Genomic DNA, 15,412 nt, shown 5'->3' on the forward strand with positions numbered 1-15,412 from the left:
CCCATGATCGAGACCGTCGCGACCACGCCGTTCGACGACCAGAAGCCGGGCACCTCCGGCCTGCGCAAGAAGGTGCCGCATTTCCAGCAACCGAACTACGCCCAGAACTTCATCCAGTCGATCTTCGACGCGGTGGAGCGGCCGGAGGAGGCCGTGCTGGTCATCGGCGGCGACGGCCGCTTCTTCAACCGCGAGGTGATCCAGCTGGCGATCCGGATGGCCGCCGCCAACGGCTACGGACGGGTGGTCGTCGGCCAGAACGGCATCCTCTCGACGCCGGCCGCCTCCAACCTCATCCGTACGCGCAAGGCATCGGGCGGCATCGTCCTGTCGGCGAGCCACAACCCCGGCGGACCGAAAGGCGACTTCGGCATCAAGTACAACATCGCCAATGGCGGCCCGGCGCCGGAAGGTGTCACCGAGGCGATCTACCGCCGCTCGAAGGAGCTGAGCGCCTACAGGATCAGCCAGGCCGCCGCGCCCGACCTGTCGGTGCTGGGCGAGAGCCGGATCGAAGGCATGGTCGTGGAGGTGATCGACCCGGTCGCCGACTACCTCGCGCTGATGGAGACGCTGTTCGACCTCGACAGGATCAAGGCGCATCTCGCGGCCGGCTTCACCATGCGCTTCGACGCCATGCACGCCGTCACCGGCCCCTATGCGAAGGCGATCTTCGAAGGGCGGCTCGGCGCGCCGGCCGGCACCGTGATCAACGGCACGCCGCTCGAGGACTTCGGCGGTGGCCATCCCGATCCGAACGCCGTCTACGCCGCCGAACTCATTTCCGAGTTGATGCAGGCGGACGGTCCCGACTTCGGTGCCGCCTCGGACGGCGACGGCGACCGCAACCTCATCGTCGGGCGCGGCGTCGTCGTGTCCCCCTCCGATTCGCTCGCGATCATCGCGGCGAACGCGCACCTGGCGCCCGGCTATGCGGGCGGCATCGCCGGCATCGCCCGCTCGATGCCGACCAGCCAGGCGGCCGACCGGGTGGCCGCCAAGCGCGGCCTCGCGATGTTCGAGACGCCGACCGGCTGGAAGTTCTTCGGCAACCTCCTCGACGCCGGCAAGGTGACGATCTGCGGCGAGGAGAGCTCGGGCACCGGCTCCGACCACGTGCGCGAGAAGGACGGCGTGTGGGCCGTCCTGATGTGGCTCAACATCCTGGCGGTGCGCGGCGAGAGCGTCCGAGAGATCGTCGAGAGCCACTGGCGCGAGTTCGGGCGCACCTACTATCAGCGACACGACTACGAGGAGATCGACAAGCGCGCCGCCGACGGCCTGATGGCCTCGCTGCGCGACCGCCTCGCCTCGATGGCCGGCCAGCGCTTCGGCACCCTCGTCGTCTCCGAGGCGGACGATTTCTCCTACAAGGACCCCGTCGACGGATCGATCTCGACATCGCAGGGCGTGCGGATCGTCTTCTCCGGCGGCTCGCGCGTGGTCTTCCGCCTGTCCGGCACCGGCACCAAGGGCGCGACGCTGCGCGTCTATCTGGAGGTCTTCGAGAGCAATCCGGAGCGGCACGCCCGGGCGCCGGAAGAGGCGCTGGCGGAGCTCATCGCCACCGCGGACGTGATCGGCGAGATCTCCAGGCGCACCGGCCGCGCGGCGCCGGACGTCATCACCTGAAGGAGCGAGTCGCGTTCCTCATGCGGCGTTCCTTGCCGCGACGAGGCTCATCGACGTCGTCCCTGCCATCGGCACCCGAGTCCCCGCTCCTCGCCGACCCGTCCTCTCGCGCGCCTGCTGGGCGGGACGGGGGTGCATCACCGCCTGCCTGTCTCCGGCGAGCGGGCGCCCGGCGCCGGCGCCGGCGGCGGATGGCGCCGCTCAATGTCCGAGCTGGAGCGGCTCCGGCGAACGCTGGATCGTGTGCAAGTTGGCCGACCGGGCACGAGGCGGTAGATAGGCGGCCATGAGCCATCGCATCACCGCCGAACGGGGCGCACCGTCCACGCTCGGAGCCTCCCTCGCCGACGGCGGCGTCCACGTCGCCGTCCACTCCGACAATGCCGACAGCATCGAGCTCTGCCTTTTCGACGACGCCGGCACGCGCGAGATCGAGCGGCTGGCGCTGCCCGGCCGCGACGGCGGCCTGCGCTTCGGCTTCGTGCCGGGGCTCGCGGCGGGCGCCCGCTACGGATTGCGCGCCTCCGGCCCGTGGGACCCGGCCAACGGCCACCGATTCGACCCGTCGAAGCTTCTCGTCGACCCCTATGCCGTCGCGCTCGACCGGCCCTTCACCTACCACCCCGACCTGTCGGCCCCGCCCGAGCAGATGCTCGACAGCGCGCCCTTCGTGCCGCGGGCGATCGTGTCGGCGACCGGCCGGGATGCCGAGCCGCTGCCCTTCCGCGCCCCCGGCCTCGTCTACGAGCTCCTGGTGCGCGCCTTCAGCCAGCGCCATCCCGCCGTGCCTGTGGAGCTGCGCGGCACCGTCGCGGCGCTCGCCGAGCCGACACTGCTCGACCATCTGGAGAACATCGGGGTCGAGACCGTCGAACTGATGCCGATCGCCGCCTGGATCGACGAGCGGCACCTCACCGCGCTGAACCTCACCAATGCCTGGGGCTACAATCCGATCACCCACATGGCGCCCGATCCGCGCCTTGCGCCGGGCGGCCTCGCCGAAATCCGCCGCACCGTCGAGGCGCTGCACCGGCGCGGCATCCGCGTCCTCCTCGACGTCGTCTTCAACCATTCGGGCGAAGGCGACGCGGAGGGCCCGACGCTGTGCTATCGCGGCCTCGACAACGCCCTGTACTACCGCCACGCCGCCGAGGATCCCGGCCTTCTCGTCAACGACACCGGCTGCGGCAACACCTTCGCGCTCGACCGCGCGCCGGTGGCACGGCTGGTCCTCGACACCCTCCGCCACTGGGTCGAGACGACGGGCGTCGACGGCTTCCGCTACGATCTGGCGACGGTGCTCGGCCGCACGCCGGACGGCTTCAGCCTCGAGGCGCCGGTGATGCAGGAGCTGCCGGCCGACCCGGTGCTCAAGGATCGCATCCATGTCGCCGAGCCCTGGGACATCGGTCCCGGCGGCTATCAGGTCGGCAGCTTCCCGCCGCCCTGGCTCGAATGGCACGACCGCTTCCGCGACGACGTGCGGCGCTTCTGGCGCGGCGACGCCGGCATGATCGGCACGCTCGCCACGCGCCTCGCCGGCTCGGCCGATCTTTACGGGCGCGACGGCAAGCGGCCATCGGCAGGCTTCAACATCCTCGCCGCCCATGACGGCTTCACCCTCGCGGACCTCACGATGTACGCCGACAAGCACAACGAGGCGAACGGCGAGGACAATCGCGACGGCCACAACGACAATCACTCCTGGAACAACGGCGTCGAGGGCGCGACGGACGACCCGGGCGTGATCGAGGCGCGCGGGCGTGACATCCGGGCGCTCCTCGCCACGCTGTTCGTCGCGCGCGGCACGCCGATGCTCCTCAACGGCGACGAGTTCGGGCGCAGCCAGGGCGGCAACAACAACGCCTATGCGCAGGACAACGAGATCATCTGGCTCGACTGGGAGCAGGCCGACGACGCGCTCGCCGCCTATGTCGCTCGGCTGGCGCGCCTGCGCCGCGAGCATCCGGCGCTCGCGGCGGACGCCTTCCTCACCGGGACGCCGCTGAACGGCGGCGAGCCGGACGTCGTCTGGCTGCGCGAGGACGGTGCGGCACTCGAGGAGGCCGACTGGCACGACGGCGAGCGCCGCCTGCTCGGCATGGCGCTGACCGCGCCCGCCCCCAGCGACGGCGCGCAGCCGCATGTCGAGGAGCGCGTGCTGGTCTATCTCAATGCGGGGCGCGAGGACGCGGCGGTGACGCTTCCTGCCGCGCGGGCCGGCAGGAGCTACGTCCTGACGCTGCAATCGGACGCGCCGCAGCTGCCGCCGCGCCGGCTGGACGGGAGAATGGTGCTGAAGGCCCGCTCGGTCTTCATCCTGACCGAGGACCCCGTCAGTCGCTTTTCTTGATCGCGGCGGTGAAGCGCGGGCGATTGGCTGCCAGGTAGCTGTATCTGCCGGAGGCAAAGCCCAGCATGTCCGTCGCCGGCTGATAGCCGACGCTCGTCTCGACGACGACGATCGAGTCGCCGTCGGCCACGAGGGGCAGCCCGCTCGCCGGGATGGTGGCGTCGGTCAGCGCCGTCATCGGCGCGATCGGATAGGACCAGTCGACGTGCAGTGCCTTGCCCGTCATCTTCAGCGACGACACGCGGAACGACACCCCCTTCTGCGTGTCCGGCAGCATCCGCAGGAACATCGCGTAGGTGGTGTTCAGGAAGTCGCTCGACACCGTGCTCTGGCGCGAAACGACGTCGGCCACCGTGAACGTCGCGGTCTCGGCGCGGTAGCCGTCGCGAAACAGCAGGAACAACGTGAAGCAGCCGAAGAGAAGCAAGACGAGGAGCGGCGCCAGGAGCGCGAACTCGACCGCCGAGACGCCCTCCCGGCTGCGCCGGAACGCCGGCGACAGGGGGCCGGTCACGAGCTCGGCTCGTTCATGAAGGCCGCCGCCGCCCGCAGGCCGTAGCCGCCAAGCGAATCCTTCGGCAGCGCCAGCGCGAAGCCGAGGCCGGGGGTCAGCGGGTCGGACACCACGCAGGCCCGGATGAACATGATCGACGACCGGCTCCCCGGCGTGAACGCGATCGTCGGCTGGATGGTCGCGCCGCGGTCGATGCAGGGCATCTGCGTCGTCGGAAAGTCCGAGGCCGACGTGATCTTCGTCATCTCGACGGTCAGGACGTTCAGGCAGTTGGAGATGATCATCATCTCGTCGCAGACCGCCTGCTTGACCGCCTGCTGCGTCGTCGGCGCCCCGGCCGCGCCGATCCGCATCAGCCGGACCGTCTTGTTCAGCGCCCGGTCGAGCAGCATCGACTTCGTCATGTACCAGCCGCCCTCGAAGCACGAGAAGATCAGCGACAGGAACACCGGCGCCACGATGGCGAACTCGAGCGCCGCGGTGCCGCGCCTGGACCGGGCGAAGGAAAGGGGGCGCGGCGTCATCTGCTATTGCACCAGCCGGATCTTCTGCATGCTGGTCGCGATCGACTGAAAGGCGGACGCCATGTCGAGACCGTCCACCTTGTAGGCATAGGAGGGGTCGCTGGCGCACTCGGCGATGGTCTTGGCGGTCGCCGCATCGACCTTGAAGGCGATGGTGAAGATCGTGATGCCTTCAGTCTTGGCGTAGTCGCAGACGGTCTTGTAGAAGCCTGCGGCCTGCGTTTCGGTGTAGACGGTGCGCGACGCCGATCCGGTGACGTTCTTGTCGGTGACGGCGTTGGTCGCCGGATCGACCGGCCGCGGCTGCAGGCCGATCTTGCCGTCGGTCATCAGCACGAGGATCTTCATCGTGTTCTTGTCGGAGAAGTCCGCCGGCCGGTTGCGGAACTGGCTGGGGATCGCGGCGATGGACTTGTTGCCGAGCCCCGCGATGGTCGAGCGCATCGCGGGATTGAGCAGCAGCTCGCCCCATTTCATGCCGTAGGCCGTGCCGGTGCCGTCATACGGGTCGAGCGCATCGATGCGACTCTTCAGGTAGGTCAGGTCGTTGCTGACATAGGTGACCGCCGCCGCGTCCACCGGGCACCACCAGGGCTTCTTGCCGGTCGCGGTCATGTTGTAGACGGAGAAATGCGGGACCTGGTCGCGCAGCGCGAAGTTCGGCATCCCCGCCGCGAAATCGGTCGCCTGCATTTCGAAGCAGGACGAGTAGCAGTGGCGGCGCTTGTAGGTGGAAGCTGCCGAGGGTGCGCAGGTGCCGCTCGACGCAGCCGCGGCCTGGGCGGCGGCCGACGGATCGGCGGGCAGGTAGCCGGAGATGTAGTTGAAGGCGCCGTAGCCGAGATTGACCTCGCCGGCGAAGGGCACCAGGCTCACCGAGGTGACGTCGCGCAGGTCGTCCTTCAGGACGACGTCGAGGAAGTCCTTGGCAGCCGGCTTCAGCTGGTTCATCCCGCCGTTGTCGTACATCGAGCCGGAGATATCGAGCACCATCGACAGCTCGATGTTGGTGCGCGCCTGCTGCGCCGCCGAGGTCGCGGCGATGGTCATCGCGCGGATGCCGGCGAGCCGCAGGAAGGCCGGCTGGTACTGGATCACCGCCGTCGCATTCACCGCCCGGGTGTTGAGCGTCTTCTGGTCTGAGACCGTCAGCTGCGCGCCCGCTCCACCCGGCACGATGGACAGGTAGCTGCGCACCAGCGTCTCGGCGTTCTCGGTCTGGTTCAGCGAGGCGGCGGCCAGGACGCCGCGATCAAGGGCGTCCTGCAACTCCACGCGGGTCGACTCGTGCCGCACGAGGTCGATCGCGCCGCCCGCCATCAGCGTCATCGGCACGAGCAGCACGGCCAGCATCACCGGCAGGCTGCCGCGACTGTCCCGGCAGAAAATCCTATGCGTCCAACCCGACCACGACATGAGCGCTGTCCCAGCATCAGCCGACAAGGTAAGGTCACTGGATTTAAGGAAGTGTGCCCGTCACGCCGCCAGCGCGACGTCGCAGAGCCGCCGGTCGCTTCGAGGCGGGCTGGTCGGCAAGGGCCGACCAGCGGAAGACGCTCGCCGAAGGCGGCAGCCTCTGAACCCGGCGGGTGGAACGCGGCACGCGCCGGAGGGTCCGCAGCCGAAGAAGCTGCGCGGGGAGGTGCTACTTCGTCTCGTAGGTGAACAGCGTCGAGTGGTCGTCGTCGGGCATGAAATAGGCCCGCAGGCCGTTGGCGGTCGGTTCGACGAAGGAGGGGTTCTGGGTCATCGGCAAGCCCGAAGGGGCCCAGAGCGACAGGGGCACCTGCCACATCGGCGTGCCGGTCTTCAGGTCGACCAGCTCGATTCCACCGAGGCGGAAGGGCTGGGCATCGGGCGAGGTCTTGTAGACGTTGAGCCCCGAGCAGAGCATCCGGCTGGCCCCGGCATAGTGGCAGTCCTGATAGTCGATGTACTGCGCCGGGTTCATCACCCGCAACGTCGCCGGATCGGCCCCGGCATTCGTCGGGCGGCCGTCGGCGCCGAGCGGCCAGGCATAGAAGCGCCGCGAGCCCCAGCTGACGCCGTGCAGCGTGTCGGTGTCGGTGTCGTGCACCAGACCGCCGATATGATCGTCGAACCGGAACATCTCTTCCGCCGTCAGGGTCTCAGGATCCACGCGGTAGATGATCGAATGGCTGTCCGGGCGGTATTCGGCCGCCGGAACCCAGATGAAGCGGCCATCATAGTCGATGCCACCCGGATGGTAGATCGGACCGTCGCCGAGCGTGACTTCGCCGCGCAGCCTGCCGTCCGGCCCGAACTTGAAGAGGTGGCCGATGCCGGCGCCGGTGTCGCGGTCATGACCGTCGCGGGGGGCGTCGAAGCGCTTCGGCTGCGTCGTCACCTCGACGGCCGAGACGAAGAAGTCGTTGCCGACCTTCACCATGCCCTGGGGGTGGAACGTCGCGAATGCCACGGGCGTCTCGCCCGTCTTCTCCCAGGTGCTGGAGCGGGTCAGCGTCATGAAGCGCTCGGCGAGCTGCGGCTCGGCGGCGACGGCAGCGGCCGGCCAGGCGGCGGCGGCGGCAAGGATGAAAGCCGTGACGTGGGACATCGAGCGCATGAGCGGCCTCCGCATGGGCCGACGGATCGCCGGCACCGGAGGCTCATTCGTGCCGCAGGATTGTATCGGCGGGATTACGGTTCGACTGCCGTACGATGACGGTGCGCCCTTGAGCGACCCGAACCCCGCGGCCTACGCGACCCGCACCCGGTTGCGCCCTTCCGTCTTGGCGCGATAGAGCGCCGCATCGGCCTGGTCGAAGACGCTCTCGAGCGCCTCGCCGGCGGCCAGCATGGCGACCCCGACGCTGACGGTGAAGGGGATGCCCGTCTCCTTCCAGGCGACGGTCGCACAGGCCACCGCGTTGCGCAGGCGCTCGGCGATGAAGGTGGTGGCGTTGATGTCCTGGCCGGGCAGCAGCAGCGCGAACTCCTCGCCGCCGAGCCGGGCGATCCGGCCATCGGCGGGCAGAACCATCGCGGCGCGTCTGGTGAACTCGCGCAGCACCGCGTCGCCGCCGGCGTGACCGAAGCGGTCGTTGATCGACTTGAAATGATCGAGATCAGCGACGATGACGCCGGCCTCGCGCGGCTGCAGCCGCACCTCGTAGGCGAGACCCTGGCGGTTCAGCGCACCGGTCAGCGCATCGGTGCGGGCCAGGCGCGCAAGCGCCACATGCGCCTTGTCGGCCTCCAGCGACAGGATGCACATGGTCAGGACGATGGTCGTGACGTGATCGCTGACGAAGAGGAGCACCACGGGGAGCTGGGACAGCCGATCCGGCACCGGCAGCAAGGGCAGGCAGATCGCGACGGGGATGACGGCGAGCGCGACGCCGACGATGAGGCGAGTCGGCCCCTTCGCCTGCGCTTGTCGCAGCGCATAGTAGGCGATGGCCGCCTCGTGGCAGGCATAGGCGAACGTGCTCCCGAGATTGACCGTGTCCGGCTGCAGGCCGGCGGCGGCAAGCACAAGATGCGTCCCGGTGGGTAGGGCGAGCAGCGCCATCATCGTCCGTGTGACGGGAGGCAACCCGTCGAAGCGGCGCAGTCCGGCCCAGAACAGCGAGCCGGCCACCGACCAGCCGAGCGTCGAGAGGACGTCGCCATAGGCGCCGAAATCGACGAAGGACACGGACATGGCCGCACAGTTGAGGAAGCTGACCCCGAACAGCAGGAAGGCGTCCCGCTCGCGATGCAGCAGCCAGTTGCACACAAAGATCGTCCCGGCCGAGGCGAAGACCAGGAAATCGGTGAACTGGAGTGTCGGAATCGAGAACTGCATGGCCGGGTCCACCAGCTGCGACGGCGCAACCTCGCACCTTTAGAATGAAAGGTTCCCTTCCTTGTTGGGCAGACTGACGATGCGGTTAGCATCCGGTAAACGGGCCTGCGATCCGTGCATTTCGAATCGGCGGCCGATCCTTTAGAAGCAGACGCTCCATCCGCAGCCGATCGCGCGCCGTCATGCCCATCCGCCAGCTCTCCGAAACCCTGATCGACCGGATCGCCGCGGGCGAGGTGGTCGAGCGGCCGGCGAGCGTCGTCAAGGAGCTGGTGGAGAACGCCATCGACGCCGGGGCACGACGGATCGAGATCGTCACGAGCGGGGGCGGCAAGAGCCTGATCCGGGTCAGCGACGACGGCATCGGCATACCCGTCGACGAACTGCCGCTCGCCGTGCGACGCCACTGCACCTCCAAGCTCGACGGCGGCCTCGACGCGATCCACACGCTCGGCTTTCGCGGCGAGGCGCTGCCCTCGATCGGCTCGGTGGCGCGCCTGACGCTGCGATCACGCCGCCGCGGCGCCGACGGCGCGCACGAGATGGTGGTCGCCGCCGGTCGCCCGGACGGCCCGAAGCCGGCGGCGCTGTCGGACGGCACGATGGTGGAGGTGCGCGACCTCTTCCACGCCGTGCCCGCCCGGCTGAAGTTCCTGAAGAGCGACCGCGCCGAGGCCGGCGCGATTACCGACGTCGTGCGGCGGATCGCGATCGCGGTGCCACAGGTGCGCTTCGAGCTGACGGGGAGCGACCGCAGCCCGCTGGTGCTCGAGGCGGCGGGCGCGGAGGAGCCGCTGGCGCGCATCGGCGCCGTCGTGGGTGCGGACTTTTCGCAGAACTGTCTGCCGATCGATGCGGAGCGCGAAGGCGTGCGGCTGTCGGGCTTTGCCGGCCTGCCGGTCTTCAACCGGGGCAACGCGCTCTACCAGTTCCTTTATGTCAACGGCCGGCCGGTGCGCGACAAGATGCTCCTGTCGGCGCTGCGCGGGGCCTATGCCGACGTGATGGCGCGCGACCGGCATCCGATCGCCGTCCTGTTTCTCGAGCTCGATCCGGCGCTCGTCGACGTCAACGTGCATCCGGCCAAGGCCGACGTGCGCTTCCGCGATCCGGGCCTGGTGCGCGGCCTCATCGTCGGCGCCATCCGCCAGGCCCTCGCCGGCGCCGAGCTGCGGGCGAGCACGGCGGCGGCCGGAGAGATGCTCGAACGGTTCCGTCCCTACGCCGGTGACACACAGGGCGGCTTTGCGGACGCACCCGGCCGCGGCTCGGCCCGCATGCCCTTCGGAGGCTTCGCCGCGCCGCGCCAGGCGAACTACGATCTCGGCGGCTCGCCCTTCCGCCCGCTCGGCGGCGCCGGCGGCGGCGATGGTTCGTCGGCGGATGCCGGCGATGGGGCGGCTGATCGCTTCTCCCCGGGCTTCGCCGGCCTCGCGCCGGCCGCGCGCACGGTCGGAGCCGAGCCCGGCGAGACGGCGGCCTTCCCGCTCGGCGCCGCCCGCGCGCAGCTGCACGGCAACTACATCGTCGCCGAGACCGGCGACGGCCTCGTCATCGTCGACCAGCACGCCGCGCACGAACGCCTCGTCTACGAGGCGCTGAAGGCGGCCCTGCACGGCAAGCCGCTCGCCAGTCAGCTCCTCCTGCTGCCCGAGATCGTCGATCTGCCGGCGGAGGACGCCGACCGCCTCGCCGAGGTGGCGGAGCTGCTCGGCCGGCTCGGCCTCGGCATCGAGCGCTTCGGCCCCGGCGCGGTGGCGGTGCGCGAGACCCCGGCGATCCTCGGGGCGGTGGATTGCCCGGCGCTGGTGCGCGACCTCGCCGACGAGCTCGCCGACAGCGGCACGCCCGAGCGGCTGCGCGAGCGCATCGATCATGTCGCCGCGACGATGGCCTGCCACGGCTCGGTGCGCTCCGGGCGGCGCCTGAACGGCGAGGAGATGAACGCGCTGCTGCGCCAGATGGAGGCGACGCCGGGCTCCGGCCAGTGCAACCACGGGCGGCCGACCTTCATCGAATTGAAACGGGCCGACATCGAGAAGCTGTTCGGCCGGCGTTGACTTCACGGAGCGAATTGCCGATCAACACGGGATGTGCGCGCGAGTGACAGCATGATGAACCGGATGGACAGCAGCGGCGAAGCGCGGCTGCGCTATCTCGACGGTGACTTCGAGATCCTGCGGCCCGGCGCCTATGTCCGCTGCGCCGTCACCGGGGACTCGATCCCGCTCGACATCCTGCTCTACTGGAGCGTCGCACGGCAGGAGGCCTATGTCGACGCCGCCACCTCGATGCGGCGCGAGCTCGAGTGCCATCCGGAACTCCTGACGCGCAGGACCAGCTGACGTCTCAGCCGAAGACGCGGCGGCGATAGCCGGCGAAGGCGTCGCGCACGAAGCGCGCCCCGAGGCTGTCCGGCGAGAAGCGCAGCTCGACCTCCAGCACCTCGACGCTTGCCAGGAAGGCCCGCGCCGCCGCGCCGCCACCCTCCAGCCGGACCGCGTCCTTGCGCGTGGTGACGAGCTGCAGCCCGTCCCGCTCGGACTCCTCGGCCAGTTCCCCCAGCACCTCGTCGGAAAAGACGTGGTGATCGGGGAAGTCGCGCGTCGCCACGACCGTCGCCCCGAGACGGCGCAGCGAGCGGTAGAACTTGTCCGGATCGGCGATGCCGGCGAAGGCGAGGACCCGGCGGCCGGCGAGGCGCTCGGGTGCGCGCGGCAGGAGATCGGCCTCGAACACCGGCTTGCCGGCCCGGGCGGTCAGGCGGATTGCGGTGTCGCCCGCCGCGCCCTTGCCGACGACGAGAAGGGCGTCGGCGTGGCGGATCTGGTCGCCGACGGCCGCGCGCAGGGGCCCTGCCGGCAGCACCGCGCCATTGCCGAGGCCACGCCCCGCGTCGATCACGATCAGGGCGTAGTCGATCGCGAGCCGGGCGCTCTGGAAGCCGTCGTCCATGATGACGAGGTCGCAGCCGGCCTCGCGCAGCAGCGCTGCACCGCGCTTGCGATCGACCGCGACCGCCGTCGGCGCGAGCGCAGCAAGCAACAGGGGCTCGTCGCCGACCGTAGCGGCCGTGTGGTGCGCGGGATCGACGAGCAGCGCGCCGCCGGAGGCGCGGCCGTAGCCGCGCGACAGGAAGCCCGGACGGTGGCCCATCGCCTGCGCCGCCGCGCCGATGGCGAGCGCGGTCGGCGTCTTGCCGCCGCCGCCGACGGTGAAGTTGCCGACGCACAGCACCGGCAGGTCGAGGGCCGCCCGCTCGCCGTGGTCGAGCCGCCAGCGCGCCGCCCGGGCGTAGGCGGCGGCAGCCGGCGACAGGAGGCGCGCCTGCCAGCCGCGCGGGCGCCACCAGAAGGGCGGCGTCTCGGCCTGCATCATGGCGCCCCGAGCGCCTTTTCGCGGCTGTCGAGCCGGCCCGACAGGCGCAGGGGCCGCAGGAACGGGTCGAGCGCCTGCAGCGTGCGATCGAGGGCGCCGCGCATCTCGTCCACCGTCGCACTGCCTGCGGTTATCATCCGGCGCCGGACCGGCGTCTCGGACAGGAGCTGGTCGACCTGCTCGCACAGCGAGGCCGCGTCCTGGACCAGCCGCGCCGCGCCGTTCGTGAGGAGCCGGTGATAGGCGTCGCGGAAGTTCTGCACGTAGCGGCCGGACAGGATGGCCGTGCCGAGCATCGCCGCCTCGAGCGGGTTCTGCCCGCCCTGCCCCGTCAAGGACTTGCCGATGAAGGCGATCTCGGTGAGACGAAGATAGAGGCCCATCTCGCCCATGGTGTCGCCGAGGAGGATGTCGGTGTCGGCGGCGAGGCTGTCGCCGCGACTCCGCCGCGCCACGATGAGACCGCGCTGGACCAGCTCGCGCTCCAGCTCGTCGGCCCGATCCACGTGGCGCGGGATGATCACCGTCAGGAGATGCGGATGGTCGCCCTTCAGGGTCTCGTGCACGGTCGCGGCGAGCGCCTCCTCGCCGGCATGAGTGGAGATCGCCGCCCAGACCGGGCGGCTGCCGACCGCAACTTTCATCATCTGCAGCGCGTGCGGGTCGACCGGCGGCGGCGTCGTATCGGCCTTCAGGTTGCCGGCCACCGCGACGGCGCGGGCACCGAGGAGGTGGAACCGCTCGCCGTCGACGTCGGACTGCGCGACGACGTGCGACAGGTTCTCGAACAGGGCCTCCGCGAGCGACGGCGCCGCCTTCCACCGGCGGAATGAGCGGTCGGACAGGCGGGCGTTCACCAGCACCTGCGGGATGCGGCGTCGCCCGAGCTCGAGCATCGTCATCGGCCAGATCTCGCTTTCGGCGACGATGGCGAGATCGGGCCGCCAGTGATCGAGAAAGCGCGCGACCGACGGCTTCATGTCCAGCGGCACGTATTGGTGGATCACAAGCCCCTTCAGGCGGTCGTCGACGAGCGCCGCCGAGGTCACCGTGCCGGTGGTCATCACCACGGCCACGTCCGGGTCGGCGATGCGTTGCACGAGCGGCACGACGGCGGCGGTCTCGCCGACACTCGCCGCATGCACCCACACCAGCGAGCGGGTGTCGGGGCGCAGCTGCCCGGCAAAGCCGTAGCGCTCGCGCCGGCGCTGGGGATCTTCCTTGCCGCGGGTGGCGCGCCAGCCGACATAGGCGCCGAGCAGCGGATAGGCGAGGAGGCCGAAGCGCTGATAGGCGGCGAGCGCCGTGCGGGCCCAGCGCTCGCTCATGCCGCAAGTCCCGCCAGGCGCCGTGCCGTCCGGTCGGCGGCCTGGATGCCGTCGGTGACACGCAGGCGCGCCGCCTCCAGGGCTGCGGCGTCCGCGTCGCGCGCTACGAAGATCGGCTCGCCCAGCACCACCGCCAATTGGCCGAAGGGCAGCGGCAGGGTGGTCTTGTCCCAGGAACTCTTCACCACGTAGTGCCGGCTGGTGATCGCGGCGGACGGAATGATCGGACGCCCGGAAATCTGCGCGAGCGTGACGATGCCGAGCCCCGCCTCGCGTGGCGTGCCCTTCGGCACGTCGGCGATCATGCACACGCCATGGCCCTCCGCCAGCATGCGTCGCATGGCGATCAGCGCCTGGGCGCCGCCGCGTTTGGACGTGCGCTGACGGGTGCGGCCCCCGGAGCCGCGCACGGTCTTGATCCCGAACAGTTCCACCACCTCCGCATTCAGCGCCGCATCGGCATTGCGCGACAAGAGCGCGACGTAGGGAAGCGTCTTCGGTCGGAAAAACGGCGCCAGTAAGTGCTGGCCGTGCCAGAGGGCGACGATGGCCGGATGCTGGCGTGTCAGCACCTCGGTCCAGTCGCTGGAGCCCGGCGCGAGGCGCTGCGAGCGGCGGATGAAACCGAGCATCTCGAAGACGGCGCGACCGAGCAGCCGGTTGAAGAGGCCGCTCCTCAAGACGCGCTTGCGCAGCCGGCGCCAGCGCGTGGAGAGCCGCACACGCTTGCGCCCGCTCCGGCGCGGCTTCGTCTGCGGCCGCTCCTCCTCATGCAGCGCCATCGAACGCGCCGGCCCGTGTCGTCACTCCGTCTCCGGATCGAGCAGCCGGTGCATGTGGACGATGAAGTAGCGCATCAGCGCGTTGTCGACCGTCTGCTGCGCCTTGGCTCGCCAGGCGGCGAGCGCCGAGGCGTAGTCGGGGTAGACGCCGACGATGTCGAGGTTCGCGAGATCGGCGAACTCGACCTGATCGAGGCTCTTCAACTCCCCGCCGAACACGAGATGGAGGCGCTGCTTGGCTGTCGTCTCACCGACCATGTCGATCTCCGTCCGTTCGCTGATGAGGCGCTCAGGCTCCGCCGAGGGTCGCGGCGAAGGCCCCGAGCCTGCCGAGCGCATGCGGCGCTCCGGCGATCAGTAGGCCATGCCTCTTGCCCTCGATCTTGTAAAGCCTCGCCCGGCCCTCGGCGTCGACGAGACGCCCGCCCGCCTGCTCGAGGATCAGATCGCCGGCTGCGATGTCCCAGTCGTTGGCACGCGGCCGGATCAGCGTGCCGTCGATGCGACCCGCCGCAACGAGGGCCAGGCGATAGGCCAGCGAGGGCACCGTCGGCACGACGGCGATGTCCGCCAGCGCTTCGGGCCCCAGGCTGCGGCGCACGGAGTCGGGCAGGGCAAGGCGAAGCGGCCGTTCGGCGCCGCCCCCGAGATCGAGAACCGCTTCGCCGAGACGCGCCGGACCGTCGGCGGAGGCCGTGAAGCGCTCCGCCAGCGCCGGAACCTCGAGGATCCCCGCCACCGGACGCTCCCCCTCGATGACGGCGATGGACACGCACCAGGTGTCCTCGCCGCGCAGGAAGGCGCGGGTGCCGTCGATCGGGTCGACGACGAAGAAGCGGCGGGGCGCCTCGCCGTCCGCTGCGCTCTCGGCCGCCTCCGACTCCTCCGACAGCCAGCCGTAGTCGGGGCGGGCCGTGCGCAGCGTGTCGCGCAGGAATCGGTCGACGGCGAAGTCGGCCTCGCTGACGGGCGAGTTGCCCTCCTTCCACCAGACCTTCGGATCGCGGCGGAAGAAGCCCTGCGCGATCGCGCCGGCCTCCCGTGCCGCTTCGATGAGAAGTGCGAGATCGGCTTCGCCGGTTGCGTCCAA

14 protein-coding genes are annotated in these 15,412 nt (G+C 70.3%); 4 read left to right on the top strand and 10 right to left on the bottom strand.

The genetic code is table 11. The annotated features are described in order from the left end of the window. The first annotated feature begins 3 nt into the window (after nucleotides 1-3). Complete coding sequence (locus tag NPA30_RS07545) at nucleotides 4-1,632, top strand: alpha-D-glucose phosphate-specific phosphoglucomutase (protein WP_256801919.1); 1,629 nt, start codon at nucleotides 4-6, stop codon at nucleotides 1,630-1,632. 286 nt (nucleotides 1,633-1,918) lie between these two features. After that, nucleotides 1,919-3,985, top strand: a complete 2,067-nt coding sequence (gene glgX, locus NPA30_RS07550; protein WP_256801920.1) for a glycogen debranching protein GlgX — start codon at nucleotides 1,919-1,921, stop codon at nucleotides 3,983-3,985. Here the strand turns inward: glgX and NPA30_RS07555 are convergent. From NPA30_RS07555 to NPA30_RS07575, 5 genes are all read right to left on the bottom strand, one after another. Next, nucleotides 3,969-4,499, bottom strand: coding sequence for a TadE/TadG family type IV pilus assembly protein (locus NPA30_RS07555; protein ID WP_256801921.1), 531 nt, complete (start codon nucleotides 4,497-4,499; stop codon nucleotides 3,969-3,971). The genes glgX and NPA30_RS07555 overlap by 17 nt on opposite strands. After that, nucleotides 4,496-5,023 (bottom strand): TadE/TadG family type IV pilus assembly protein, encoded by a 528-nt coding sequence (locus tag NPA30_RS07560; RefSeq protein WP_256801923.1) that lies wholly within the window; start codon nucleotides 5,021-5,023, stop codon nucleotides 4,496-4,498. Before NPA30_RS07560 ends, NPA30_RS07555 begins: the two co-directional genes overlap by 4 nt. A 3-nt stretch (nucleotides 5,024-5,026) precedes the next feature. Further along, nucleotides 5,027-6,439 (bottom strand): TadE/TadG family type IV pilus assembly protein, encoded by a 1,413-nt coding sequence (locus NPA30_RS07565; protein ID WP_256801924.1) that lies wholly within the window; start codon nucleotides 6,437-6,439, stop codon nucleotides 5,027-5,029. A gap of 229 nt (nucleotides 6,440-6,668) precedes the next feature. Continuing rightward, nucleotides 6,669-7,610, bottom strand: a complete 942-nt coding sequence (locus NPA30_RS07570) for a DUF6454 family protein (RefSeq protein WP_256801925.1) — start codon at nucleotides 7,608-7,610, stop codon at nucleotides 6,669-6,671. A gap of 132 nt (nucleotides 7,611-7,742) precedes the next feature. Then, nucleotides 7,743-8,834 (bottom strand): GGDEF domain-containing protein, encoded by a 1,092-nt coding sequence (locus NPA30_RS07575; protein WP_256801927.1) that lies wholly within the window; start codon nucleotides 8,832-8,834, stop codon nucleotides 7,743-7,745. A gap of 182 nt (nucleotides 8,835-9,016) precedes the next feature. On the opposite strand from NPA30_RS07575, the gene mutL reads away from it, so the two are divergent. Continuing rightward, nucleotides 9,017-10,894 carry a DNA mismatch repair endonuclease MutL gene (gene mutL, locus NPA30_RS07580; protein WP_256801928.1) on the top strand — a complete coding sequence of 626 codons (1,878 nt, stop codon included), beginning with the start codon at nucleotides 9,017-9,019 and terminating at the stop codon, nucleotides 10,892-10,894. Nucleotides 10,895-10,945: 51 nt separating this feature from the next. Beyond that, on the top strand, nucleotides 10,946-11,179 hold the full coding sequence (locus tag NPA30_RS07585) for a DUF2093 domain-containing protein (protein WP_256801929.1): 234 nt from the start codon (nucleotides 10,946-10,948) through the stop codon (nucleotides 11,177-11,179). Nucleotides 11,180-11,183: 4 nt separating this feature from the next. Here NPA30_RS07585 and lpxK read toward each other — a convergent pair whose 3' ends face one another. The 5 genes from lpxK to NPA30_RS07610 are packed head-to-tail and all read right to left on the bottom strand — an operon-like array spanning nucleotide 11,184 to nucleotide 15,412. Next, a complete protein-coding gene (gene lpxK / locus NPA30_RS07590; RefSeq protein ID WP_372338779.1) occupies nucleotides 11,184-12,209 on the bottom strand; it encodes a tetraacyldisaccharide 4'-kinase in 1,026 nt (341 codons plus the stop codon). Next, on the bottom strand, nucleotides 12,209-13,540 hold the full coding sequence (gene waaA / locus NPA30_RS07595) for a lipid IV(A) 3-deoxy-D-manno-octulosonic acid transferase (protein WP_256801932.1): 1,332 nt from the start codon (nucleotides 13,538-13,540) through the stop codon (nucleotides 12,209-12,211). The genes lpxK and waaA overlap by 1 nt, the downstream gene beginning before the upstream one ends. Further along, nucleotides 13,537-14,322, bottom strand: coding sequence for a lysophospholipid acyltransferase family protein (locus tag NPA30_RS07600; protein WP_256801933.1), 786 nt, complete (start codon nucleotides 14,320-14,322; stop codon nucleotides 13,537-13,539). The genes waaA and NPA30_RS07600 overlap by 4 nt, the downstream gene beginning before the upstream one ends. A gap of 21 nt (nucleotides 14,323-14,343) precedes the next feature. Next, nucleotides 14,344-14,580: a DUF4170 domain-containing protein gene (locus tag NPA30_RS07605; protein ID WP_256801934.1), complete on the bottom strand. Its 237-nt coding sequence runs from the start codon at nucleotides 14,578-14,580 to the stop codon at nucleotides 14,344-14,346. A gap of 31 nt (nucleotides 14,581-14,611) precedes the next feature. Continuing rightward, complete coding sequence (locus tag NPA30_RS07610) at nucleotides 14,612-15,412, bottom strand: 3'(2'),5'-bisphosphate nucleotidase CysQ (protein ID WP_256801937.1); 801 nt, start codon at nucleotides 15,410-15,412, stop codon at nucleotides 14,612-14,614.

Source organism: Mangrovibrevibacter kandeliae (assembly GCF_024519155.1).
Classification (GTDB): domain Bacteria; phylum Pseudomonadota; class Alphaproteobacteria; order Rhizobiales; family Rhizobiaceae; genus Mangrovibrevibacter; species Mangrovibrevibacter kandeliae.

What these genes read in the sequence shown, in the direction of transcription:
- mutL (WP_256801928.1), top strand. Translation starts at nt 9,017, where the DNA reads ATGCCCATCCGCCAGCTCTCCGAAACCCTGATCGACCGGATCGCCGCG.
- NPA30_RS07605 (WP_256801934.1), bottom strand. Translation starts at nt 14,580, where the DNA reads ATGGTCGGTGAGACGACAGCCAAGCAGCGCCTCCATCTCGTGTTCGGC.
- NPA30_RS07570 (WP_256801925.1), bottom strand. Translation starts at nt 7,610, where the DNA reads ATGCGCTCGATGTCCCACGTCACGGCTTTCATCCTTGCCGCCGCCGCC.
- lpxK (WP_372338779.1), bottom strand. Translation starts at nt 12,209, where the DNA reads ATGCAGGCCGAGACGCCGCCCTTCTGGTGGCGCCCGCGCGGCTGGCAG.
- glgX (WP_256801920.1), top strand. Translation starts at nt 1,919, where the DNA reads ATGAGCCATCGCATCACCGCCGAACGGGGCGCACCGTCCACGCTCGGA.
- NPA30_RS07560 (WP_256801923.1), bottom strand. Translation starts at nt 5,023, where the DNA reads ATGACGCCGCGCCCCCTTTCCTTCGCCCGGTCCAGGCGCGGCACCGCG.
- waaA (WP_256801932.1), bottom strand. Translation starts at nt 13,540, where the DNA reads ATGAGCGAGCGCTGGGCCCGCACGGCGCTCGCCGCCTATCAGCGCTTC.
- NPA30_RS07545 (WP_256801919.1), top strand. Translation starts at nt 4, where the DNA reads ATGATCGAGACCGTCGCGACCACGCCGTTCGACGACCAGAAGCCGGGC.
- NPA30_RS07575 (WP_256801927.1), bottom strand. Translation starts at nt 8,834, where the DNA reads ATGCAGTTCTCGATTCCGACACTCCAGTTCACCGATTTCCTGGTCTTC.
- NPA30_RS07565 (WP_256801924.1), bottom strand. Translation starts at nt 6,439, where the DNA reads ATGTCGTGGTCGGGTTGGACGCATAGGATTTTCTGCCGGGACAGTCGC.
- NPA30_RS07600 (WP_256801933.1), bottom strand. Translation starts at nt 14,322, where the DNA reads ATGGCGCTGCATGAGGAGGAGCGGCCGCAGACGAAGCCGCGCCGGAGC.
- NPA30_RS07585 (WP_256801929.1), top strand. Translation starts at nt 10,946, where the DNA reads ATGATGAACCGGATGGACAGCAGCGGCGAAGCGCGGCTGCGCTATCTC.